The sequence below is a fragment of the Cognatishimia activa genome (assembly GCF_001458335.1).
Lineage (GTDB): Bacteria > Pseudomonadota > Alphaproteobacteria > Rhodobacterales > Rhodobacteraceae > Cognatishimia > Cognatishimia activa.
On record NZ_CYTO01000024.1, the window covers coordinates 1 to 22,633 of the forward strand.

Annotated in this window: 20 protein-coding genes and 1 pseudogene; 8 read left to right on the plus strand and 13 right to left on the minus strand. The window is 55.3% G+C overall.

The genetic code is table 11. The annotated features are described in order from the left end of the window. Window positions 1-236, minus strand: a pseudogene (gene glyA / locus TA5113_RS11205) (serine hydroxymethyltransferase); the annotation flags it as partial. A 175-nt stretch (window positions 237-411) separates the two neighbouring features. Here glyA and TA5113_RS11210 point away from each other — a divergent pair. Further along, a complete protein-coding gene (locus tag TA5113_RS11210) occupies window positions 412-1,173 on the plus strand; it encodes an NAD kinase (protein WP_058314753.1) in 762 nt (253 codons plus the stop codon). 51 nt (window positions 1,174-1,224) lie between these two features. On the opposite strand, the gene TA5113_RS11215 is transcribed toward TA5113_RS11210, so the two are convergent. From TA5113_RS11215 to TA5113_RS11225, 3 genes are all read right to left on the minus strand, one after another. Then, window positions 1,225-1,431: a cold-shock protein gene (locus TA5113_RS11215; RefSeq protein ID WP_058314676.1), complete on the minus strand. Its 207-nt coding sequence runs from the start codon at window positions 1,429-1,431 to the stop codon at window positions 1,225-1,227. A gap of 182 nt (window positions 1,432-1,613) precedes the next feature. After that, window positions 1,614-3,506, minus strand: a complete 1,893-nt coding sequence (locus TA5113_RS11220) for a propionyl-CoA synthetase (RefSeq protein ID WP_058314677.1) — start codon at window positions 3,504-3,506, stop codon at window positions 1,614-1,616. Between the two features lie 210 nt (window positions 3,507-3,716). Continuing rightward, on the minus strand, window positions 3,717-5,996 hold the full coding sequence (locus TA5113_RS11225) for an NADP-dependent malic enzyme (RefSeq protein WP_058314678.1): 2,280 nt from the start codon (window positions 5,994-5,996) through the stop codon (window positions 3,717-3,719). A gap of 262 nt (window positions 5,997-6,258) precedes the next feature. On the opposite strand from TA5113_RS11225, the gene TA5113_RS11230 reads away from it, so the two are divergent. The 6 genes from TA5113_RS11230 to TA5113_RS11255 all read left to right on the plus strand — a co-directional run bounded on the left by TA5113_RS11230 (window position 6,259) and on the right by TA5113_RS11255 (window position 11,647). Then, the gene (locus TA5113_RS11230) at window positions 6,259-6,651 is read left to right on the plus strand and encodes a cytidine deaminase (RefSeq protein WP_058314679.1); all 393 of its coding nucleotides are present in this window, start codon (window positions 6,259-6,261) and stop codon (window positions 6,649-6,651) included. Beyond that, on the plus strand, window positions 6,652-7,959 hold the full coding sequence (locus TA5113_RS11235; protein WP_058314680.1) for a thymidine phosphorylase: 1,308 nt from the start codon (window positions 6,652-6,654) through the stop codon (window positions 7,957-7,959). After that, the gene (locus TA5113_RS11240; RefSeq protein ID WP_058314681.1) at window positions 7,956-9,167 is read left to right on the plus strand and encodes a phosphopentomutase; all 1,212 of its coding nucleotides are present in this window, start codon (window positions 7,956-7,958) and stop codon (window positions 9,165-9,167) included. The genes TA5113_RS11235 and TA5113_RS11240 overlap by 4 nt, the downstream gene beginning before the upstream one ends. Continuing rightward, the gene (locus tag TA5113_RS11245; protein ID WP_058314682.1) at window positions 9,164-10,150 is read left to right on the plus strand and encodes an adenosine deaminase; all 987 of its coding nucleotides are present in this window, start codon (window positions 9,164-9,166) and stop codon (window positions 10,148-10,150) included. Before TA5113_RS11240 ends, TA5113_RS11245 begins: the two co-directional genes overlap by 4 nt. Next, on the plus strand, window positions 10,147-10,779 hold the full coding sequence (gene upp, locus TA5113_RS11250) for a uracil phosphoribosyltransferase (protein ID WP_058314683.1): 633 nt from the start codon (window positions 10,147-10,149) through the stop codon (window positions 10,777-10,779). Before TA5113_RS11245 ends, upp begins: the two co-directional genes overlap by 4 nt. 67 nt (window positions 10,780-10,846) lie before the next feature. After that, the gene (locus TA5113_RS11255; RefSeq protein WP_131726411.1) at window positions 10,847-11,647 is read left to right on the plus strand and encodes a hypothetical protein; all 801 of its coding nucleotides are present in this window, start codon (window positions 10,847-10,849) and stop codon (window positions 11,645-11,647) included. A 1-nt stretch (window position 11,648) separates the two neighbouring features. Here TA5113_RS11255 and TA5113_RS11260 read toward each other — a convergent pair whose 3' ends face one another. Together TA5113_RS11260 and TA5113_RS11265 are read right to left on the minus strand one after the other, a co-directional pair. Then, window positions 11,649-12,659, minus strand: coding sequence for a hypothetical protein (locus TA5113_RS11260; protein ID WP_058314685.1), 1,011 nt, complete (start codon window positions 12,657-12,659; stop codon window positions 11,649-11,651). Between the two features lie 68 nt (window positions 12,660-12,727). Then, window positions 12,728-14,356, minus strand: a complete 1,629-nt coding sequence (locus tag TA5113_RS11265; RefSeq protein WP_058314754.1) for an AMP-binding protein — start codon at window positions 14,354-14,356, stop codon at window positions 12,728-12,730. 137 nt (window positions 14,357-14,493) lie between these two features. Between TA5113_RS11265 and TA5113_RS11270 the strand changes: the two genes are divergently transcribed. Beyond that, window positions 14,494-15,141: a sulfotransferase family 2 domain-containing protein gene (locus TA5113_RS11270; protein ID WP_058314686.1), complete on the plus strand. Its 648-nt coding sequence runs from the start codon at window positions 14,494-14,496 to the stop codon at window positions 15,139-15,141. Here the strand turns inward: TA5113_RS11270 and TA5113_RS11275 are convergent. The 7 genes from TA5113_RS11275 to TA5113_RS11305 all read right to left on the minus strand — a co-directional run bounded on the left by TA5113_RS11275 (window position 15,138) and on the right by TA5113_RS11305 (window position 22,598). Beyond that, window positions 15,138-17,327: a 3-hydroxyacyl-CoA dehydrogenase NAD-binding domain-containing protein gene (locus TA5113_RS11275; RefSeq protein ID WP_058314687.1), complete on the minus strand. Its 2,190-nt coding sequence runs from the start codon at window positions 17,325-17,327 to the stop codon at window positions 15,138-15,140. The genes TA5113_RS11270 and TA5113_RS11275 overlap by 4 nt on opposite strands. 12 nt (window positions 17,328-17,339) lie before the next feature. Further along, complete coding sequence (locus TA5113_RS11280; RefSeq protein ID WP_058314688.1) at window positions 17,340-18,551, minus strand: acetyl-CoA C-acetyltransferase; 1,212 nt, start codon at window positions 18,549-18,551, stop codon at window positions 17,340-17,342. 10 nt (window positions 18,552-18,561) lie between these two features. Beyond that, window positions 18,562-19,203, minus strand: coding sequence for a glutathione S-transferase family protein (locus tag TA5113_RS11285; RefSeq protein WP_058314689.1), 642 nt, complete (start codon window positions 19,201-19,203; stop codon window positions 18,562-18,564). 271 nt (window positions 19,204-19,474) lie between these two features. Further along, window positions 19,475-19,687, minus strand: a complete 213-nt coding sequence (locus tag TA5113_RS11290; RefSeq protein WP_058314690.1) for a hypothetical protein — start codon at window positions 19,685-19,687, stop codon at window positions 19,475-19,477. Window positions 19,688-19,696: 9 nt separating this feature from the next. Next, on the minus strand, window positions 19,697-21,472 hold the full coding sequence (locus TA5113_RS11295; protein WP_058314691.1) for an acyl-CoA dehydrogenase C-terminal domain-containing protein: 1,776 nt from the start codon (window positions 21,470-21,472) through the stop codon (window positions 19,697-19,699). Between the two features lie 52 nt (window positions 21,473-21,524). Then, window positions 21,525-21,926, minus strand: coding sequence for a MerR family transcriptional regulator (locus tag TA5113_RS11300; RefSeq protein WP_058314692.1), 402 nt, complete (start codon window positions 21,924-21,926; stop codon window positions 21,525-21,527). 303 nt (window positions 21,927-22,229) lie between these two features. After that, a complete protein-coding gene (locus TA5113_RS11305) occupies window positions 22,230-22,598 on the minus strand; it encodes a MerR family transcriptional regulator (protein WP_058314755.1) in 369 nt (122 codons plus the stop codon). Window positions 22,599-22,633: the final 35 nt, after the last annotated feature.

Here is a 22,633-nt window from a genome sequence, read left to right on the forward strand (position 1 = left end):
TCTACATATTGGCAACCGCCATAGTAACGGCGACCCGGATAGCCTTCCGCGTATTTGTTGGTCATGACGGAACCTTGAGCTTCCATCACAGCAGCGGATACGATGTTTTCGGATGCGATCAATTCGATCTCATCGCGCTGACGGCCCAGCTCGTCGGTGATAGAGCCAAACAGCTCTGGATCACGAGTGGAAAGGCTTTCTGTGAAGAAACCGGCGTCGCGGATATTGGCGGTCATTTAGAGGACTCCAAGTCAAGAAATTTGCGAGTTTCCTAAAGGAAACATTTCAAAATTGAAAGGCGATAAACGACACTCTGACGTAAATCACGGCACCAAGTCTGGTGTGTCGGATAAACTTGTGTTTCTTTCGGAACCACATGTCGGCCTTTGGAAACAGGAATCGATCCAAATCATGGCAAAGAGAATCGCTTTTCTCGCATCAGAGACCCCCGTCGCCCAAACTGCACGTGCTGCGCTGATTGGACGGTACGATGATTGCCCGCCAGAAGAGGCGGACGTGATCGTCGCGCTTGGCGGTGATGGCTTTATGCTGCAAGCGTTGCACGCGACGCAGAACCTGAAAGCGCCGGTCTATGGAATGAACCGTGGCACCGTCGGCTTCTTGATGAATGAGTATGCCGAAACGGACCTGTTGAACCGTCTCTCCATTGCTGAAGAAGAGGTCATCAACCCCCTGTCCATGCGCGCAACGACCAGTGCAGGCAAAGTGCACGAAGCCTTGGCGATCAACGAAGTCTCGATGCTGCGGCAAGGTCCCCAAGCGGCCAAGCTGCGCATTTGGATTGATGACCGTCTGCGGATGGATGAATTGGTTTGCGACGGGGCTCTACTGTCCACACCGGCCGGATCAACTGCGTACAACTATTCCGCCCATGGACCCATCCTGCCAATTGGCTCGGATGTGCTTGCTTTGACAGCCATTGCGCCATTCCGTCCACGCCGGTGGCGGGGGGCACTGGTACGTCAACGATCTGTGGTGCGTTTTGAGGTCATGCAGCCTGAAAAACGCCCTGTGATGGCCGATGCTGACAGTCGGTCTGTAAGGGACGTTGTCTCCGTGGAAATCCACTCAGAGCCATCTGTAAGCCACCGAATCTTGTTTGACCCGGGGCATGGTCTTGAAGAGCGACTGATCCGAGAACAGTTTGTCTAAACGAAAAACGAGCGCCGAGGCGCTCGTTTTCTTTTGCAAATTGAGCTGGGCTTACGCCAGTTCGATGTTGCCCGCGCTCTCGCGACCGTCACGGCCTTCTTGCAGCTCGTAGGAAACCTTTTGGTTGTCCGCGAGCCCTTCCAGGCCAGAGTTTTGTACCGCGCGGATGTGTACAAACACATCTTTGCCGCCATCTTCTGGTGCGATGAAGCCGTAGCCTTTGTCGGTGTTAAACCATTTTACGGTGCCTGTAGGCATGTCCGTTCTCCTTAAAATTGCCCATCCGCAGAGTGCGACGGGATCGTGGCGTTGGTGCAGAAATCGAATGCATCGGTCGCCAGTCTTCGTGCGTGTCGCGCGAGCAGGGCAATGTCAGGTAAACGATAGAAGGCACGTCGTGCGGCGAAGTGGTCGCACGGATTCAAGCAAGTGTCAAAGGGTTAGGTTTGTGCGTATCCAATTGTTTTCAGCGCTTCGCCGATCTCATCCAAGATTGCGGGGTCGTCAATTGTGGCTGGCATCTTCCATTCTTTGCCATCGGCAATAGAGACCATCGTGCCGCGCAGGATCTTGCCTGAACGGGTTTTGGGCAAACGATCCACCACCACAGCCTTTTTGAAAGCAGCCACAGGGCCGATCTGATTGCGCACATCGGCGACGACTTCTTTGATCACGTCTTCAGGAGCGCGATCACAGCCTGCGTTCAGGCACAAGAACCCCACAGGCATTTGACCTTTCAGAGAGTCAGACACCCCAATCACCGCGCATTCCGCTACATCCTTGTGGGCAGCGAGCACCTCTTCCATACCGCCGGTTGAAAGGCGGTGGCCAGCAACGTTAATCACGTCATCGGTACGCGCCATGATATAAAGGTAACCATCCTCGTCTTTCATGCCCGCATCGCCGGTCTCGTAATAGCCGGGGAAGGCTTCAAGATAAGATGACTTAAAGCGCGCCTCGGCGTTCCAAAGAGTTGGCAACGTGCCTGGGGGCAGAGGGAGTTTCACTGCAATCGCGCCGAGTTCGCCATCCGCCACTGGGTGACCGTCATCGCCGAGGATATCGACCTGATAGCCTGGCATCGCTTTGGCTGGAGAGCCTAGCTTGATCGGCAATTCCTCGACCCCAAGAGGGTTCGCAGCAATGGCCCAACCGGTTTCTGTCTGCCACCAGTGGTCAATCACGGGAACTTTCAAATGGTGTTGCGCCCATTCCAATGTATCTGGGTCGGCGCGTTCGCCAGCGAGATAGACTTGTCCCAAACAAGACATGTCGTAGTCTTTGACCATGGTGCCTTCAGGGTCTTCTCGTTTCACCGCCCGCAATGCCGTCGGCGCGGTGAAGAAAGACGTGACATTATGCTCTGAAATGACGCGCCAGAACGTGCCCGCATCCGGAGTGCCCACAGGCTTGCCTTCAAACACAATGGTTGTGTTGCCGTGAATAAGGGGCGCGTAGCAAATGTAAGAGTGGCCCACGACCCAGCCCACATCAGAGGCGGCCCAGAAGACTTCGCCCGGTTTGATGTTGTAAATTGCCTGCATTGTCCAATTCAGCGCGACCAGTTGGCCAGCGGTGTGGCGGATCACACCCTTCGGCTGGCCGGTCGTACCGGAGGTGTAGAGAATATAGGACGGGTGGTTGCCCTCAACCGGCAAGCAATCGGCGGGTTCAACGCCGTCTTGGCAGCCATAATAATCCACGTCTCGGCCATCAATCATATCTGCCCTATGCTGTTCGCGCTGGAGGATAACGCAAAGCTCGGGTTTGTGAGTGGAGGCTTCGATCGCTGCATCGAGCAGCGGTTTATATTCCACGATGCGGCCGGGCTCGATACCGCATGAAGCCGCGATGATCGCTTTTGGGGTGGCGTCATCAATGCGAACTGCCAGTTCATTGGCCGCAAAGCCGCCAAACACCACCGAGTGGATCGCACCAATGCGCCCGCAGGCCAGCATGGCTTCCAGCGCCTGCGGGACCATTGGCATGTAGATGATGACCCGATCGCCTTTCTCGACCCCTTGCGCGCGCAGCGCACCGGCGAGGTTCGCGACGCGGGTTTTCAGGTCCGCATAGGTAATGGTCTCTTTGGTATCCGTGACAGGGCTGTCATAGATGATCGCTGCTTGCGCGCCTCGACCCGCTTCCACATGGCGGTCCACAGCATTCCAGCAGGTGTTTACCTTGGTATCAGCAAACCATTCATAAAGACCGTCTCCCTTGTCGGTCAGCGCCTGTTGTGGAGCCTCAACCCAGTCAATCGCTTCAGCCGCATTTAGCCAAAAGCCTTCGGGGTCCGCTTTCCAGGCGTTGTAAATGGTTTGGTAGCCCATGGTGTCATCTCCTCCTCTTCCCGCGGTATTGGTAACGACTTTGCTGGCACTAGGGCAAGGAACTCCCGTCACACTGATAAATTCATGTCACAAAATTAACCGAACGGACGGTTAATCTTTTCACTGATTGAAGTAGTGTTTTCAAAAGAGAAAAGGCCCGCGCGGAGAAATCCGAGCGGGCCAAATTCTTTGAAACGCGAAGCGCTGAAATCAGCTGTACTGATCTACCGGTGTCCCTGCGATTGCAGCAACATTAAGCAAGCCACGGGCCGTCACGGACGGGGTCACGATGTGCGCACGGTTGCCCATGCCCATCAGGATCGGACCAACCGCAAGGGCATCTGCCTTTGCTTTCAGAATGTTGCGCGCAGCAGACGCGGCGTCCGCATGACCAAAGATCAGAACGTTGGCTGGACCGCTTAGGCGATTGTCCGGTACCAGACGCGCACAGAGTTCTGGGTCCAAAGCCACATCCACGTTCATTTCGCCTTCGTACTCGAAATCCGTGTCCATAGCGTCAAGCAGGGCGATGCCTTCGCGCAGGCGTTTGCCGGACCCTTCTTTCTGGTTGCCGAATTGAGACTGAGAACAGAACGCAATGCGTGGCTCGATCCCAAATCGACGGGCATGGCGTGCCGCACCGCGGGCCACAAGTGCGAGGTTCTCTGGCGTCGGCAATGTCCAGACATGCGTGTCCGCAATAAACAGCGGCCCGTCTTCCATGATCATCAACGAAAGGGCCCCGTGCGGAGAGTGGGTTTCATTCCCGAGCACTTGGTTGATGTAGTCCAGATGCCAGCGGTACTCACCGAAGGCACCACAGATCAAGCTATCTGCTTCGCCACGATGGACCATGACCGCGCCGATGGCAGTGGTGTTTGTACGCATGATCGCGCGGGCGATGTCAGGGCTCACACCTTTGCGGGCGGTGATCTGGTGATAGGTTTGCCAGTAATCGCGGTAACGCGGGTCGTTTTCTGGGTTCACGATATCAAAGTCGCGAGATGGACGGATGTTCAGGCCCAAACGCTCGCAGCGCCGTTCGACCACCTCTGGGCGACCAATCAGAATTGGCTTTTCTGTGGTTTCTTCCAAGATCGCCTGTGCGGCCCGAAGAACACGTTCGTCTTCGCCTTCTGCAAAGACGATCTTACGCGAGGCGGTGTTGGCCGCTTCAAAGACTGGGCGCATAAGCAGCGCGGACTTAAAGACCGATTGGTTCAGCGTTTCGACATATTCATCCAGATCTTCGATCGGGCGAGTGGCAACGCCGCTTTCCATCGCCGCTTTGGCTACAGCAGCGGACACAACACCCACAAGACGCGGATCAAATGGTTTCGGGATCAGGTAGTCCGCACCGAAGGTGAGTTGTTCGCCTTGGTAGGCCGCTGCCGCTTCTGCCGACGTGGTTGCACGGGCGAGCTCCGCGATACCCTCAACGCAAGCGATTTTCATCTCATCATTGATCTCGGTCGCGCCGACATCCAGCGCGCCGCGGAAAATGAAAGGGAAGCAAAGGACGTTGTTCACCTGGTTCGGGAAGTCGCTGCGGCCAGTGGCGATAATCGCATCAGGGGCGACTTTGCGTGCGTCTTCAGGCATGATTTCAGGCGTTGGGTTTGCCAGCGCAAAAATAATTGGCTGCGCCGCCATTTTGCCCACCATCTCTGGCTTCAGCACATTCGGGCCAGACAGACCGAGGAACAGGTCAGCGCCTTCAATAACGTCATCTAGAGTGCGCAGATCGGACTTCTGCGCGAACGCCGCTTTTTGCGGGTTCATATCCTCTTCACGGCCCTCATAGACCAACCCGTGGATATCGCAGAGCCAGACGTTTTCACGCTTTACGCCCAATTTGAGCAGCATATTGAGACAAGCAATGCCCGCCGCGCCGCCACCGGTTGAAACGATCTTGATGTCTTCAAATGCCTTACCAGCCACTTGCAAAGCGTTGGTCGCTGCCGCGCCCACAACAATTGCCGTACCATGTTGATCATCGTGGAAGACCGGGATGTTCATACGCTCGCGGCAGATTTCTTCCACGATAAAGCAATCGGGTGCTTTGATGTCCTCCAAGTTGATTGCGCCAAAGGTCGGCCCTAGGGAACAAACGATATCCGCTAGCTTTTCTGGATCGGTTTCATCGACCTCAATGTCAAAACAGTCGATATTCGCGAAGTTCTTAAACAGAACCGCTTTACCTTCCATGACCGGCTTTGACGCAAGCGCGCCGATATTGCCAAGCCCCAGAACAGCAGAGCCATTTGAAACGACGGCAACCAAATTGCCCCGCGCCGTGTAACGGCTGGCATTGGCTTGGTCCTCTTTGATTTCCAAGCAGGCTTCGGCGACACCGGGGGAATAGGCGCGCGCCAGATCGCGGCCATTTGCCAGAGGTTTTGTGGCGCGGATTTCCAATTTTCCCGGACGAGGGAATTCATGGTAATGGAGCGCGGCCTGACGTAGATTGTCTTTTGTGCTATCGGTCATGAGGTCTCTCTCGGATTTTGTTTAGCGTTAAACTATTTTTTTGACTTGGCGTAAAGAGGCCAAACTGAAGCAGGTGTCGCTTGCATAACTTTGCGATCAGTCGCAGTGTTTTCTAAGTTAAACTGAACTCGAAATCGGCGTTGTTATTTTTGATCGATAGGTTAAAAATCATACTCTTGGACCCAGTGATCTCCCAGTGATCGTATTGTGATCATGTGCAATTGTCGGTCCAGAATGAAGTAAATGAAAGAGGAAGGTGCAAATGTGTTTGAAAGATAAGGCCCTTGCGGTTCGAGAAAATGCCTATGTGCCTTACTCCAATTTCAAGGTGGGTGCTTCGCTCGTCGCAGAAAACGGTGAAACATTTGTTGGCTGCAATGTGGAAAATGTTGCTTACCCAGAAGGAACTTGCGCCGAAGCAGGTGCAATTGCAGCAATGGTCGCCGCAGGTCAAACCAAGCTGACCGAAGTTTATGTGGTCGCCGATGCGCCTGTCCCTGTTTCGCCATGCGGCGGCTGCCGTCAGAAGCTTATTGAATTTGGTTCGGGGGAAGTCGTCATCACTATGGCCACCCTCGATGGCACAGAGAAAAAGATGACACTGGCCGAACTGATGCCGGGCGCATTCACAGAAGAGCATCTGGAGAACACCTGAATGGACGCCCGCGCGATTATCGCAGGACTGCGGGCGGGACAGGTCCCGTCCGAAAGCCAGCTGAGTTGGTTCGCGCAAGGCCTGGCGGATCAGTCTGTAAGCGATGCACAAGCCGGGGCCTTTGCGATGGCGGTGTGTCTCAATGGGCTGACCGATAAGGCGCGGGCTGATCTGACTTTGGCGATGCGCGACAGCGGCGACACACTTCAATGGAATTTTGACGGTCCAATTGTGGACAAACACTCCACCGGCGGTGTGGGTGACTGCGTGTCTTTGGTTCTCGCTCCTGCGCTGGCTGCTTGTGGTGCTTATGTCCCGATGATTTCGGGCCGAGGTTTGGGCCACACCGGGGGAACGCTTGATAAGATGGAGAGCATACCGGGCTTGAAAGTTGACCTCAGCGAAAACCAATTCCGCCAAGTGGTTGGCGAAGCAGGGGCCGCCATTGTCAGCGCATCCGCAAATATCGCACCTGCGGACAAACGTCTTTATGCCATCCGTGATGTGACAGCGACCGTGGAAAGCCTCGACCTGATCACAGCCTCCATCTTGTCCAAAAAGCTCGCCGGTGGGTTGGAACACCTTGTTTTGGATGTAAAAACCGGGTCTGGGGCGTTTATGAAATCCGTTGATGACGCGCGCGCTTTGGCGACCTCTTTGGTGAAAACGGCGAACCTCGCCGGATGCCCAACATCCGCGATCATTTCGGATATGAACGAACCCCTCGCGCCATCATTGGGCAACGCGTTGGAAATTGCCGAAGTCATGGCGGTGCTTTGCGAAGGCAAGACGGGGCCTTTGCTGGAACTGTCCTGTGCACTCGGTGGTGTCCTGCTCAACAATGCAGGGCTTGCGAAAGACGTAGACATTGGCGCACAAAATATCGCCGCAGCGGTGCAAAGCGGCAAAGCGGCAGAGGCGTTTGGCAAGATGGTCTATGCCCAAGGCGGGCCAGTGGAATTTGCTGAAAATTGGCGGCGTTTCTTGCCCGAAGCCACGGTGATCCGCGAAATCAAAGCGCCACGTTCGGGGGTTGTGACGGCGATTGATGGTCAAGCGCTGGGGCTTACAGTTGTTGGGCTGGGCGGCGGACGCCAGGTGGAAAGCGACATTGTGGATCCAGCCGTGGGTCTGTCTGATGTGGTGCGCCTTGGCGACAAGGTGGTAAAGGGCCAGCCATTGCTAAGTGTGCATGCGTCTCGTGAAGACGAGGCCGCACAGGCCGCGCAAGAGGTGCTTGCGGCGATTTCCATTGGTGACGAAGCACAGGAACGCCCCGCTTTGATCCACGAACGGATCGACGCATGAGCCGTGCGTTTCTCGTCGTTATGGATTCTGTTGGCATCGGCGGTGCAACAGATGCTGATCAATTCTTTAACGGAGATGTGCCTGACACCGGCGCAAATACGCTCGCCCATATCACGCAGGCTTGTGCGGAAGGTCATGCAGAAGAGGGGCGAAGCGGGGCGCTTAAACTTCCAAACCTTGACGCTTTAGGGCTGGGGGCCGCAACGCGATTTGCGTCAGGCGCGGAAACGCCTGGGCTTGATGCCACGCCAACCGGTTTTTGGGCGACTGCAGAAGAGCATTCAAAGGGTAAGGACACGCCTTCTGGTCACTGGGAATTGGCCGGTCTGCCTGTGCCATGGGAATGGAGTTTTTTCCCAAATAACCGCCCGACATTCCCAGAAGACTTAGTCCAAGAGATCACCGCAATTGGTGGGATTGAGGGCATTCTTGGAAATTGCCATGCATCTGGGACGCAGATTATCGATGAGATGGGCGCACTGCACATGCAAACCGGCTTCCCGATCTGCTACACATCTGTGGACAGTGTCTTTCAGGTCGCGGCCCACGAACACAGTTTCGGTCTTGGTCGTTTGCTTGAGTTCTGCGAGGCCATTGCCCCGGTCTTGCATGCTCGCAAAATTGGCCGCGTCATTGCGCGTCCCTTTGTTGGCGATGAAACCACCGGTTTCACGCGCACCGGGAACCGTAGAGACTACGCGATAACGCCTCCAGAGCCCGTTCTCACCAATTGGGTGCAGGATGCAGGAAGACGTGTCTATGGTGTTGGAAAGATTGGAGATATCTTCTCCATGCAAGGCATTGATGAGATGCGTAAAGGAAGCGACGCGGAGCTCATGCGGCATCTCAATGATCTTGTCGAGACAGCGGAAGACGGCAGTTTGACCTTCGCAAACTTTGTGGAATTTGACAGCCTTTATGGGCATCGAAGAGACGTCAGCGGCTATGCCCGCGCCTTGGAATGGTTTGACGCGGAAATCGGTGCCTTACTGCCGAAGCTGCGCGACGGTGATCTTTTGCTGATCACGGCCGACCATGGCAATGACCCGACTTGGGTTGGGACGGACCACACCCGCGAGCGGGTGCCAGTTCTGTGCCACGGGTTTGGCACGGGCGATGCCGGCCTTGTGAATTTTGCGGATGTCGCGGCGACCGTTGCCGCGCATCTTGATGTGGCCGGGCAGGGACCCGGAAGGAGTTTTCGATGAGCGTGGCAGACCTGCCAAAAGTAGAGCTACACCTACACCATGAAGGGGCAGCACCGCCTGCTTTCGTGCGCCAGTTGGCCTTTGAAAAGAAGATGGATATCTCCAAAGTCTTCAACGCGGAAGGCGGCTATGCGTTTCAGGATTTCGTGCATTTCCTCTCAGTCTATGAGGCCGCGACATCCGTCCTAAAAACACCAGAAGACTACGCGCGTTTGACCCGTGCGGTTTTAGAAGAAAGTGCCGAAAACGGAGTGGTTTATACTGAGAGCTTCATCTCGCCTGATTTCTGTGGCGGTGGGGATGTTGCTGCTTGGAAAGACTACCTTGCAGCGATCAAAGAAGCAGCGGATCAGGCAGAAACGGACTTCGGGATCATTCTGCGCGGCGTGGTGACCTGTGTGCGCCATTTCGGACCGGAAAAAGCCAAAGCCTCGGCGCTTTGTGCGGCGGAAACTGCAGGTGATTGGGTTGTTGGCTTTGGCATGGGCGGTGACGAAGGGCAGGGTCATCAAGGTGATTTCGCCTATGCCTTCGACATGGCGCGCGAAGCGAAGTTGCAGCTGACCACCCATGCTGGCGAATTTGGCGGGCCAAGTAGCGTGCGCGAAGCGATTGATGATCTAAACGTCTCGCGTATAGGCCACGGGGTGCGCGCGATTGAAGACCGGGCGTTGATTGAAGAAATCGTTGCCCGTCAGATCACACTGGAAGTTTGCCCGGGATCGAACGTCGTCCTCGGCCTTTATCCGAATTTTGAGAGCCATCCGATCAAGCGTCTGCGCGACGTCGGAGTGAAGGTCACCGTCTCGACCGACGATCCACCATTCTTTGCCACGACAATGCGCCGCGAATATGAGATGCTGCATCAAGCCTTTGGGTGGGATGCGGATGATTTTGCGGAGCTCAACACTACCGCCGCCCATGCGGCTTTCTGCGATGACGAGACACGGCAGCGTGTCCTGAAGAAATTGGAGCGCACATGACTGACCACCTGACCGTCGTGAACCACCCGCTGGTGCAGCACAAGCTGACTTTGATGCGGAAGAAATCTACCTCTACGGCGGAATTTCGCCAGCTTTTGCGGGAGATCAGCCAGCTTCTGGCCTATGAGGTGACCCGCGATTTGCCGATGACCACCCAACCCATCGATACACCGATGCAAGAGATGGACGCGCCGGTTCTAGCCGGGGCAAAACTCGCTCTGGTGTCCATTCTGCGGGCGGGGAACGGGTTGCTTGATGGCATGCTTGAATTGATCCCATCGGCGCGGGTTGGTTTTGTGGGGCTTTACCGGGATGAAGAGACGCTCGAGCCGGTTCAGTACTATTTTAAGGTGCCAACACAGCTGGACAAACGGTTGGTGATTGCCGTCGACCCTATGCTGGCGACTGGAAACTCTTCGGTGGCAGCAATTGATCTGCTGAAGAAAGCTGGTGCAACGAACATCCATTTTCTTTGCTTGCTCGCCGCCCCTGAGGGGGTGCAGCGCATGAAAGAAGCGCATCCGGATGTGCCGATTGTGACGGCGTCTCTGGATGAACGGCTGAATGAGAAGGGCTATATTGTTCCCGGGCTCGGCGATGCTGGCGACCGGATGTTTGGCACAAAATAGTCTATATGGGCGCTTTACTCATTTAGCGTATTGAGGCTACACTGCCCCCATATCTTGTGGGGGCATGATGCAGTTTATTAGGGCCATCGCGATCACGTTGATCGCATCATCCGTCGGATTTCACTCCGCTGACGCGCAATCGCTGCGTAAGAATAGTGCGCCTGCAGAGTTTCCACCCAGCAGTTTTAGCGGCAACCAATATGTGGACAGCAAAGGCTGCGTCTTTGTACGTGCCGGCGTGAACGGTGGCACCAACTGGGTGCCGCGTGTGACCCGTGACCGCAAACTGGTTTGCGGCTTTCAGCCTTCTTTGACGGCGGAACAACGCCAGACAACTTCGGTGCCGACGGAAGTTGTGCGTATTTTGCCAGCCCCGTCAGAGACACCTAAACCTATGCCAAAACCAGTGATTGTGGCGAAGCCTAAGCCGAAGCCGACTGCGAAGCCTGTGCGCGTGACGTCGGTTCAGCAAGCCTCTGCAACCACCGTTCCAGAAACGCCAATCTATGTGCAACAGCCACGCACGGTAGCGGTTAAACCGCACGAACCGATGGCTGACCCAATGCCAGTTGTTGCCACCGCGGAGCGCGGCAAGAAACGCCCAGAACGGATGTTTAACGCCCAACCGCGGCGCGGAGACATCGTTGTTGAAGGTCAGGTGGCCGGAGATGTTCGGGTCGTACCACGCCATGTGTACGAGAAGCGTGGCAATACGTTGGTCAAACCTCCAAAGGGTTACCGGACTGTTTGGACGGATGACCGTTTGAATCCGCTTCGCGCCGAAGGCACTTTTGACGGCAAAGCAAAGATGGATGCGATCTGGACCCAGACCGTCCCGCGCCGTCTGATCAGAAAACCAGCTGGTTGAATTAACCGTTGCAGATTTCCTGCAGCGCAACCCACTCACCATCGCTCATGATGGATATCTTATCATCCAATAGCGCGTCGGCTTCGATAAGGTCGATGGTTGTTTCGCCTGAAATATCAATGGCGTAGGCGTAAGGTGACGCTGCAACCTTAAAGGCCGCGAAAGCTGCCGTGAGACGGTCAGTTGCGACAGGTTGCGGAATCTCGCTCGCAAGCACTTCGGCAAAGGACTGCATGGTTTGTTCTTCCAACTGACCGGTCGTTAACAGCCGAAAGCTTGCCCAGATACCGCCGTCGTCCAATAGCCTGCCAAGCGGATCAGCATCTTCGGCGCGCAGTTTCTCTGCAATCACAAAGCCTGCCGCGACGGCTGGGTCTTCGTGATCTTCGAGGATGGCCCGCGACATCAAAACGACGCCACCAGGCAGGCTTGCGGTACTGCGAATGCCACCCGGTACCACGACAATTTCGTTCACATCGAGCCTTAACGCGAGCTTTCCAAGCGCGCCGTCTGCAATCTCATCGCGACAAGCTTGCCCGGTCACAGACGCCATTTGGCTGAGCATGTCTTGACCAAGAACCACGCGATTGATCTCTGGAACGACGCTGGTCACATGGTTGCGTAGGGCGTCCGGTAGCCAGAACACTGCGCCCGCGACAATGGCTGCAATGGAAGCAAACACAGCGACACCACGCAGGCGACCCGGCCGCGCTTCTTTGCGATGGATCGCTTTTTGTAGCTTCTCAATCGCCTCAACCATTGCCGTCTCATGTTCCGGCAGTTCTAAGGTTTCGCTTGGGTCTCCGGCGGGATGAAAAACAGCAGGTAACACACCGGGATTGCTGCGTTTGATTGCTGGGATGGACCAATGGGTCAGCGGCCGGTCCTGCATGTCAGAAATGACCAGAGTGGCGTCACCAATGGCTGCAATCACCTCACGGCGTTGCTCCTCGGTGTTATTGCGCCAGAGGCCTGTGGCCTCTAGCCGCTGGTACTGGTTCAGCGCGGTCATTGACGGAAACTGCTCTTCCTGCTTTTGGCCGAGAGTTTACGCGCAATTAATCGTTGCTGCAATTGCCCTTAAAGCTCGGCCGCCCGTTTGCGCAGTTCAAACTTCTGAACCTTACCCGTTGCTGTTTTAGGAAGCGTCTCAAAAACCACCTTCTTCGGCGTTTTGAACCCTGCGAGGCGCTCTCGCGCAAAGGCCACAAGCCCGTCCGCATCCTCAGCTGCACCTTCTTTCAATTCAATGAAAGCGCAAGGGACCTCGCCCCATTTTTCATGCGGCATGGCCACGACTGAGGCCAGCAACACATCTGGATGGGCCATCAACGTGCTTTCTACCTCGACAGAGCTGATGTTTTCGCCGCCGGAGATAATGATGTCTTTGGCGCGGTCGGCGATTTGAATGTAGCTGTCAGGGTGTTGAATAGCGATGTCGCCAGAGTTGAAGTAGCCCCCTTTGAAGGCTTCTTCTGTGGCTTCAGGGTTTTTCAGATAACCTTTCATGACAGTGTTGCCGCGCAATTGGATTTCGCCTTGCGCAGTTGCGTCGCGATCAATGTCGGTTTGTTGGCTGTCACGCACAGCGACCGGTTCCACCATCGGCATCGCCACCCCTTGGCGGGACTTGATGGCGGCGGTTTCCGCGTCATCACAAGACGCCCAACGGTCATTCTGCCAGAGGCATTCGGTGACATGGCCATAGGTTTCGGTCAGCCCGTAGACATGGGTGACGTTCATGCCCAAATCAGCAACCTTGGCCAATGTAGCCGGAGCTGGGGGCGCTCCCGCTGTATAAACCTCGACCACATGATCAAAGTCGCGCCGCTCTTCTGGGGCGCAATTCACCAATGTGTTCAGCACGATCGGCGCACCACCAAAGTGCGTGACGCCTTCGTCAGCTATCGCGTCGAAGACATTGCTAGCAGTCACATCGCGACAGCAAACGATCGTGCCGCCAACAATTGGGATCATCCAAGAATGGTTCCAGCCGTTGCAGTGGAACAAGGGAACAATCGTCAGGTAGACAGGCTGTGGACCCATTTGCCAACTGACCAAAGTGCCCATGGTCATTAGATACGCACCACGGTGATGGTAAACGACCCCCTTCGGACGCCCAGTGGTGCCAGAGGTGTAGTTCAGCGCAAGGCTTTCCCATTCATCTGCCGGAAAAATCCATTGGAAATCGGCATCTCCGCTGGCGATCAAGTCTTCGTATTGCAGATGTTTGCCAGAGGCAGAGATGCCTGCCTGGGCGTCGGGCACTTCGATGATTTTCGGCGCGGGGCCTTCCATATCGGCAATCGCGGCTTCGGCAAGCGGGAGCAGGGCGCTGTCCACTAGCACGGCTTTCGCTTCACCGTGGTCAAAAATGTAAGCGACCGTCGAAACGTCAAGCCGCGTGTTGATCGTGTTGAGGACCGCAGCACACGCAGGCACACCAAAATGCGCTTCTACCTGCGCAGGGATATTCGGCAGCAATGTCGCGACCACGTCTCCCGGCTCTACACCGATTTTGGTCAGCCCAGAGGCCAGTCGCGTCACGCGCTCATGATATTGCGCATAATTTACCCGATGATCGCCATAGGCCACGGCCAGTCGATCTGGGTAAACTTGTTTCGCGCGATTGAGGTGGGACAAGGGCGTCAACGGCACAAAGTTTGCAGCGTTTTTCTCAAGCCCGGTTTCATCCTTCATCCAGCCCATGACCATGTCCTCCCTACATGTCCGATGATTTGAGAAAGCCTAGCCACTTTAGTGCTTTACGCAAACCCGTATGAACACGTCCGTAAAATTACGTAACATCCTTTGCGCCGGTTTCATGGATTGGTTAGGCTGGAGCCATGATCCTTTCGCGCGGTCGTCGCTATATCTTTGTCCATATTCCCAAGACCGGAGGCACCTCTATGGCGCTGGCGCTAGAAGGGCGTGCCATGAAGGATGACATCATGTTGGGCGATACGCCCAAGGCGGTGAACCGACGACGGCGGGTCAAAGGTGTTCAGGCCAATGGGCGGTTGTGGAAGCATTCGGGTCTCTCAGACATTGAAGGGTTGGCAACCCGGGACGAGATCGAAACCTTCTTTACCTTCACTCTTGTGCGCAATCCCTGGGACCGATTTGTCAGCTATTATCACTGGCTACGTGATCAGGGGTTTGAACATACAGCAGTGCGATTGTCTAAGGCTCTGACGTTCAAAGAGTTTCTGTCTCATCCCCATACTCAGGCCTCGCTCGAGGACGCGCCTTATCAGCGCTACATGACGGACATGCGCGGGGCAGAGCATTGTCGTCTCTACATTCGCTTAGAGCAGTTTGAAGAAGACGCCGGTCCATTGTTTGAACATCTGGGATTTTCGCTCGATTTGCCTCGGTCCAATGCTTCAAGCCGAGAAGCGGACTATCGCAATGCCTATGACGAAGAAGATGCCGCCCTATTGGGCGACATCTGTCGGGTCGATATTGACCGGTTTGGGTATCGGTTCGATTAAGCCGCTTTGGCTGGGCTGAAGCGTCCGTAAAAAGTCTCGGACTTTTCTGCCATGTCGCGCAGCAATTGAGGGCAAGCAAAACGTGCGCCGAACTTGGCTTCAAGCTGGTCACATTGCTCTGCCGCCCAAGCGGCACCCACGATATCAAGCCATGCAAACGGACCGCCAGACCAAGGCGCAAAGCCCCAACCCAAGATCGCGCCCACGTCACCTTCGCGGATATCTTCCAACACGTTTTCTTCCAACGCGCGCACCGCTTCCAGCACCTGCGCAAACATCAGACGGTTTTGCACTTCGGTCACTTCTGGCTGCTCGTCCAGACGCTTGTACTGGCCAGACAGACCTTCCCAATAGCCCAGACGTTTGCCCTTCTCGTCATAGTCATAGAAGCCCGCTTTGGATTTGCGGCCCAAACGACCTTCGCCTTCCATGAAGAAGATAACCTCGTCTACCGCTTCATCCGGGTAGGTATCCCCCATCGCCGCCTTAGTGGCGCGGGCAATCTTGGCACCCAGATCAACAGAGGTCTCATCTACCAACTGTAGAGGCCCCACTGGGAAGCCCAGCAGCTGTGCCGCATTGTCAATCAGGGCAGGGGCTACGCCCTCGCCAGTCATGCGCAGGCCCTCATTGATGTACGGAATAATGCAGCGGTTGGCGTAGAAAAAGCGTGCGTCGTTGACGACAATTGGCGTCTTCTTGATCTGGCGCACATAGTCGAGCGCTTTGGCCACGGCCACGTTGCCAGTCTCCTTGCCCTTGATGATCTCCACCAGCAGCATCTTCTCTACAGGAGAGAAGAAGTGAATGCCGATGAACTGATCAGGACGGCTGGATGCCTTGGCGAGTTCTGTGATTGGCAAGGTCGAGGTGTTGGACGCAAAGATCGCGTCCTTTGGGATGATCGCTTCGACCTTTTGGGTCATTTCCGCTTTCACCTTCGGGTCTTCAAACACCGCTTCCACGATCAGGTCGACATCTTTTAGTGCTTCCAGATCAGTGGTTGCATTGATCTTAGACAGCAGTGCCTCTTTCTGTTCTGGTGTCGACTTTTTACGCGCAATGCCCTTGTCTGCGAATGCTTCCGCATATGCTTTGCCGCGATCTGCCGCGTCCTGGTTTTGGTCAATCAGCACCACGTCAATGCCTGCTTTTGCAGAGACCAGCGCAATGCCTGCACCCATCATGCCTGCGCCCAGAACACCGACTTTCTTAACAGTCTGATCATCAACCGCCGGGCGGTTCGCGCCTTTTTCAAGCGCTTCTTTGTTCACAAACAGGCTGCGGATCATGGCGCCAGAGCTCGGATTCATCAAGATATTTGTGAACCAACGGGCTTCCACTTTCAGTGCTGTATCAAACGGCACCTGCGCGCCTTCATAGACCGCGCTCAGCAGCGCTTTTGCCGCTGGGAACGCGCCCCAAGTCTTGCCGTGCACCATGGCGGATGCACCAAGGAAGGTCATGAAACCTGCTGGGTGATACGGCGTGCCGCCAGGCATTTTATAGCCTTTTTCATCCCAAGGTTTGACGATCTTTGGCTCAGACAAAACCCACTCGCGCGCGGCGGCCATTGGGTCTTCGCTGACCTCATCAATCAGGCCGGCCGCTTTGGCTTTCTTCGGATCGCTCAACTTGCCTTCCAGCAAGAATGGCGCCGCTGCCATCGCACCCATTTTGCGCACCAAGCGGGTCGTGCCGCCTGCGCCAGGGAAAATGCCAACCATAATTTCTGGTAGACCGATTTTGGCCTTTGGATTGTCCGCCGCAAAGATGCGATGCGTCGCCAGAGGGATTTCAAGACCAATGCCCAGGCCAGTGCCCGGCATCACGCAAGCAACCGGCTTGCCACCTTTGTTGGTCTTTGGATCCATTCCAGCGCGCTCGATTTTGCGCAGGATGCCGTGGAAGTTCATAATCCCATCGAAAAGGCCCTTCGCAGGGTTGTCGCCCGCCATCTCTTTCATCTTGGCGATGATATTGAGGTCCATGCCGCCTGCAAAGGTGCCCTTCTTGCCGGAGGTGATGATGATGCCTTTGACCGCATCATCAGCCAGAGCTTCGTCTGTGTATTTATCGAGCAACTCAAGCGCTTCGAGATTGAGCACGTTCATGCTCTTGCCTTGGGTATCCCAAACCAGCGTTGCGATGCCGTCGGCGTCAACGGAATAGGTAAAATCTGCCATGGTTTCCGCTCCTTACACGCGTTCAATAATAGTGGCTGCGCCCATGCCGGACCCAATGCAAAGGGTGGCAAGGCCGGTTTCTTTGTCGGTGCGCTCCAGTTCATCCAAGAGCGTGCCGATGATCATCGCGCCAGTTGCGCCCAGCGGGTGACCCATGGCGATAGAGCCGCCATTGACGTTCACCTTGTCTGGATCTGCGTCAAAGGCCTGCATGAAGCGCATGACAACAGATGCAAAGGCTTCGTTGACCTCAAACAGGTCCAGATCGTTGATGGTCATTCCGGTTTCACGTAGGATCTTCTCGGTCACAGGAACCGGGCCGGTCAGCATGATGGTTGGGTCTGTGCCGATCTTCGCGGTGGCTTTGATGCGCGCGCGGGGCGTCAGGCCCATACGCTCGCCATATTCCTTGTTGCCGATCAAGACAGCCGCAGAACCATCCACAATACCGGAAGAGTTACCGGCGTGGTGGATGTGGTTGATCTTCTCCAGATGTGGGTATTTCATCAAAGCGATCTTATCAAAGCCGGGCATATGCTCGCCCATGTCTTTGAAGGATGGCTTCAGGCCACCAAGAGACTGCATGTCCGTTTGCGGGCGCATGTATTCATCATGATCAAGGATCGGCAGACCGTTCACGTCTTCAATTGGGATCACGGATTTCGCAAAGCGACCGGCATCCCAAGCCGCCTTTGCGCGTCGTTGGCTTTCCACTGCCAGAGCATCTGCTTGCTCACGGGTAAAGCCGTACTCGGTTGCGATGATGTCTGCAGAAATGCCCTGTGGCACAAAGTAATTGTCAATCGCGATCGCTGGATCAACGGCAATTGCGCCACCATCCATGCCCATGGGCACCCGGCTCATACATTCGACACCACCGGCAATATAAGCGTCGCCGCCGCCGCCGCGCACTTGGTTTGCGGCCATGTTCACCGCTTCCAGACCAGAAGCGCAGAAACGGTTGATGGACACGCCTGGGATGCTTTCATCTAGGTTTGACGCCAGCACGGCCGTCCGCGCAAGGCAGGCACCTTGTTCACCCACTTGGGTCACGTTGCCCCAAATCACATCTTCGACCGCATGGCCTTCCAGATTGTTGCGTGATTTCAACGCGTTCAGGACTGCTGCGCTGAGGTGAGGCGCGCTCACCTCATGCAGACTACCGTCTTTGCGGCCCTTGCCGCGCACCGACCTGACGGCGTCATAAATATAGGCTTCGGTCATGCTCGTCTCCTTAAAGTCCCCGGTCACTTGGGTGGCCGGGCATGAGTTCATATGGATGTTTCCAACCGGGGGTGGCTTCAATGTTTGCCAGCCAGCGGTCGATATTGCTCCAGTCCTTGCGGATGAAACCGAAAGGCTCTGGGTAAAAGAGGTATGCGCAGTTAGAGATATCTGCGTTGGTGATCTCATCGCCAACGATCCAATCTTTGTCTGCAAGATGGCCATCGAGGATGGTGTAGGCGGCGCTCAGGCGGCCTTGTAGGAAGGCAATTGCTTCTTGAGGGCGCTTGTCTTCTGGTAGGAAATTCAAAAGAAACCTCGTGACGCCTGCCTGAGAGGACATTTTGTGGTTGTCCCAAAGCACCCAGCGAAGAACTTCGTATCGCTCCGCGTCGCTCTCGCCGCCAAACTTTCCCGTTTTGTCAGTGATATACTGCTGAATGACCCCGGACTGTGAAAGCTTCACATCGCCATCGACCAAGACCGGAACTTCACCCATTTCGTTGACGTTCTTTTTATAGTCTTCGCTGCGGGCTTCGCCGTTGAAAAAGTCTACAAATTGCGCCTCCCATGGAAGGCCAGACAATTCAAGCGACAGCGCGGCCTTGTAGGCGTTTCCGCTTTCACCGAAGCAGTAGAGTTTCATTGTCATGCGTGCCTCCCAGTTGGCATGTGGACGCTGGGGGTTTCACACCCCCAGACCCCCGTGGAGTATTTGAGCAAAGAAGAAGCGTGAAATTGAGAATTTATTAACCGTGATTTGTGACATCTGTCGGTGCGGTACAGGCTGGAGAGCCGATGGCCGCCAAAGGAGAAGCTCCGCTGACCTGCGCCCGTGGCGCGCCGGTTGGCGGGGTGGATCACACTTTGCTTCTTCTTTGCATAAATACTCAAAAATCCTCCCTCAAATCTTTGCGTTGTGATCAGCGTTTTCGCGCGTCCAGTTCCAAGTTGAACCGTCGCAAGCGATGCGCCAGCCCTTCTTCATCTGTGATACCGTCGAAATTCTCGAAGACAAAAGACAGCGCTTCGCCTTCGTCCAATCCCGCCTCTTGCGCAAAGCGTTTGAGGCGCCGGTAGGCGTCTTCTGTTAACGCGATGGGCATACGGCGGGTCAGACGAAAGCGTTTTGGCATGATCTCTCCTTAGAAGGCTTCAGCATCCAAACCCATGACAGTGTCCGCACCGCTTTCAATACGGGCAAGATGCATGCCTGAGGCTGGCAAGCGGCGTGCCATATAGTAGCGTGCCGTGGTCAGTTTGGTCTCGTGGAACGCAGCGTCGGAAGTGCCTGCGGCCAAAGCATCCAGAGATGCGCGTGCCATCCGCGCCCACATCAGGCCCAAGCAGACATGGCCAAAGAGGTGCATGAAGTCATAAGAGCCAGCCAGCGCATGGTTCGGGTTTTTCATGCCGTTTTGCATGAAATACATGCCCGCAGATTGCAGATGTTTGCTTGCTGTTTTGAGCGGAGCGATGAAATCAGCCATGGCTTCATCATCACCGTGTTCTTTGCAGAAGCCCTTCACCAGATCAAAGAAGGCCATGACGTGTTTGCCGCCATCAGCACCCAGCTTACGGCCCACCAGGTCCAGCGCCTGAACGCCGTTTGCGCCTTCATAGATCATAGCGATCCGCGCATCACGGGTGAACTGGCTCATGCCCCATTCTTCGATATAGCCATGCCCGCCATAGACCTGCTGGGCCTGAACGGTCATGTCATACCCCTCATCTGTCAGGAAACCTTTGATGATTGGGGTCAGCAAGGACACCAAGCCATCCGCGTCCGTGTCTTCAGCGCGGTGCGCCTCATCAATCATCTGTGCGCCCCAGAGCAGGAAGGCACGGCCCCCTTCGATGAAGCTCTTCTGATCCATCAATGCGCGGCGAATGTCTGGGTGCACGATCAGAGGATCTGCGGGACCATCTGGGTTCTTTGCGCCAGTGACGTCGCGACCCTGAAGGCGGTCTTTCGCGTAGATCACTGCGTTCTGATAAGCAGCTTCTGCTTGCGCCAGACCCTGCATGCCCACACCGAGACGCGCTTCGTTCATCATGGTGAACATGGCGCGCATGCCTTTATGCTCGGTGCCCAGCAGATAACCGGTGGCCTCATCATAGTTCATCACACAGGTTGAGTTGCCGTGGATGCCCATCTTGTGTTCGATATTGCCGACGGAAACGCCGTTGCGTTCACCCAAAGAGCCGTCTTCATTCACAATGAACTTCGGCACGATAAACAGAGACACACCCTTGATGCCCTCTGGGCCACCCGGGATTTTCGCAAGAACGAGGTGGATAATGTTATCCGCCATGTCGTGTTCGCCCGCAGAGATAAAGATCTTCTGACCAGAGACTTTGTAAGTGCCGTCCCCTTGCGGCTCGGCTTTTGTGCGCATCAGACCCAGATCGGTGCCGCAATGGGGCTCCGTCAAGTTCATGGTGCCGGTCCATTCACAGCTGACCATGTTTGGCAGGTAGGTCGCCTTCTGCGCGTCCGTGCCGTGCGCCAAAATGGCCGACGCCGCACCGTGGGTCAGGCCCTGATACATGGTGAAGGCTTGGTTTGCTGCAGAAAAAAGCTCGCCCACCGCGGTGCCAATCACCGCTGGCATGCCCTGACCACCGAATTCCTCCGGCATGTCGAGGCCGGTCCAGCCGCCTTCTTTCACCTGCTCAAAGGCGTCTTTGAAGCCTTTTGGCGTGTAAACCATACCGTTTTCCAAACGGCAGCCTTCCTGATCGCCCACCACATTCAGCGGGGCAACGACTTCACTGTTCAGCTTGCCTGCTTCTTCCAGGATCGCATTGGTGAAATCACGGTCCAGCTCGTTATAGCCGGGGGTGGATTGCTCGCTGACCTTCAGCACATCGTGCAACACAAATTGCAGATCTTTTGTTGGGGCGGTGTAGCTGGGCATGTTGGTCTCCGTGCCTTATTGTCGGCCTTTATCGTAGGCCCTGTGAAACGCCTTATTCGGCGGCCTTTTTGGGTTGTTCGAGGGATGCGATGACTTTCTCACCCCAGCGCATTTGTTCTTTGAGATCCGCGATGGCTTCATCCAACTCTTCGCGCTGGCGTTCCATGTCGGTCAGGCGTTCCTGAGCGATCTCAAACGTGCGGCTTAGCTGCGTGAGTTGCTGATCACCCATGTCATAGAGGTTCAAAAGCTGGCGAATTTCTTCCAGCGAGAAGCCAAAACGCTTGCCGCGCAAGATCAGCTTCAAACGCGCGCGGTCGCGGCGGGTGAATAGGCGTTTTTGGCCTTCACGCAGCGGGAACAAAAGTTCCTTTGCTTCATAGAAACGCAAGGTACGTGGTGTGACGCCGAACGCGTCGCACATCTCGCGGATGGTCATGTAGTCTTCCGTCATCGGTCTTCCTTTTGGCTGGGCTCTGACAAGCGGTGGCACATTGCTAAAACGATGGCCAATGGCAGAGCCGGACAGATTGGTTTCTGGCGACTGAATTTCACCTAAGTTGACGTCGCATGCGCTTTACGTCAACGTATACTTTACGTAATCTTACTTTGCGTAAAGCAAAGGAAGGCTGGTCAAACTTCCGATGTGCGGTCGCGAATCCAAGCTAAATTCCTTTTAAAACAAGGGCGTGGAATGCGAAAAACCACGCGCAGTGGCGTGGTTTTGTGACGTTACGACAAAATTTGGAGACTGTGTTTAATCCAGTGAGTCAATGCACTGTTGGCGCAGGGCTTTGAGCTCTTTTATGGCCTCGGCGAGCTGATCTTGCTGCTCATAGAGATTCTTAAGCTGTTCATCGGCGATGCCAACAAAGGCTGCGATTTGGGCCGCGCTTCCTTCGTTTTCATAGATTAACAGCCATTGGCGAAGCTGCTCGAGCTTTAGACCAAATCTGCGTCCGCGCATGATCAAAGTCATACGTGCAACCTCGCGTGGCCCATAGAAACGGGAGCGGCCTTCTCTATCCGGCGTTAGCAGTTCGATATATTCGTAGTAACGCAAAGTCCTTGGCGTTACGTCGAATTTTGCGCACATCTCTTTAAAGGTGAGCCGTTCTGCAGTCATAACCATTCTCCTTGCGGGGAATTTAGGGCCAGTGC

Bases quoted from the DNA above. Each gene is read 5' to 3' on its own strand.
- TA5113_RS11270 (WP_058314686.1), top strand. From the start codon at position 14,494: ATGATCCTTTCGCGCGGTCGTCGCTATATCTTTGTCCATATTCCCAAG.
- TA5113_RS11245 (WP_058314682.1), top strand. From the start codon at position 9,164: ATGAGCGTGGCAGACCTGCCAAAAGTAGAGCTACACCTACACCATGAA.
- TA5113_RS11225 (WP_058314678.1), bottom strand. From the start codon at position 5,996: ATGACCGATAGCACAAAAGACAATCTACGTCAGGCCGCGCTCCATTAC.
- upp (WP_058314683.1), top strand. From the start codon at position 10,147: ATGACTGACCACCTGACCGTCGTGAACCACCCGCTGGTGCAGCACAAG.
- TA5113_RS11255 (WP_131726411.1), top strand. From the start codon at position 10,847: ATGCAGTTTATTAGGGCCATCGCGATCACGTTGATCGCATCATCCGTC.
- TA5113_RS11280 (WP_058314688.1), bottom strand. From the start codon at position 18,551: ATGACCGAAGCCTATATTTATGACGCCGTCAGGTCGGTGCGCGGCAAG.
- TA5113_RS11265 (WP_058314754.1), bottom strand. From the start codon at position 14,356: ATGGGCTGGATGAAGGATGAAACCGGGCTTGAGAAAAACGCTGCAAAC.
- TA5113_RS11275 (WP_058314687.1), bottom strand. From the start codon at position 17,327: ATGGCAGATTTTACCTATTCCGTTGACGCCGACGGCATCGCAACGCTG.
- TA5113_RS11230 (WP_058314679.1), top strand. From the start codon at position 6,259: ATGTGTTTGAAAGATAAGGCCCTTGCGGTTCGAGAAAATGCCTATGTG.
- TA5113_RS11220 (WP_058314677.1), bottom strand. From the start codon at position 3,506: ATGGGCTACCAAACCATTTACAACGCCTGGAAAGCGGACCCCGAAGGC.
- TA5113_RS11260 (WP_058314685.1), bottom strand. From the start codon at position 12,659: ATGACCGCGCTGAACCAGTACCAGCGGCTAGAGGCCACAGGCCTCTGG.
- TA5113_RS11235 (WP_058314680.1), top strand. From the start codon at position 6,652: ATGGACGCCCGCGCGATTATCGCAGGACTGCGGGCGGGACAGGTCCCG.
- TA5113_RS11215 (WP_058314676.1), bottom strand. From the start codon at position 1,431: ATGCCTACAGGCACCGTAAAATGGTTTAACACCGACAAAGGCTACGGC.
- TA5113_RS11290 (WP_058314690.1), bottom strand. From the start codon at position 19,687: ATGCCAAAACGCTTTCGTCTGACCCGCCGTATGCCCATCGCGTTAACA.
- TA5113_RS11210 (WP_058314753.1), top strand. From the start codon at position 412: ATGGCAAAGAGAATCGCTTTTCTCGCATCAGAGACCCCCGTCGCCCAA.
- TA5113_RS11285 (WP_058314689.1), bottom strand. From the start codon at position 19,203: ATGACAATGAAACTCTACTGCTTCGGTGAAAGCGGAAACGCCTACAAG.
- TA5113_RS11295 (WP_058314691.1), bottom strand. From the start codon at position 21,472: ATGCCCAGCTACACCGCCCCAACAAAAGATCTGCAATTTGTGTTGCAC.
- TA5113_RS11305 (WP_058314755.1), bottom strand. From the start codon at position 22,598: ATGACTGCAGAACGGCTCACCTTTAAAGAGATGTGCGCAAAATTCGAC.
- TA5113_RS11300 (WP_058314692.1), bottom strand. From the start codon at position 21,926: ATGACGGAAGACTACATGACCATCCGCGAGATGTGCGACGCGTTCGGC.
- TA5113_RS11240 (WP_058314681.1), top strand. From the start codon at position 7,956: ATGAGCCGTGCGTTTCTCGTCGTTATGGATTCTGTTGGCATCGGCGGT.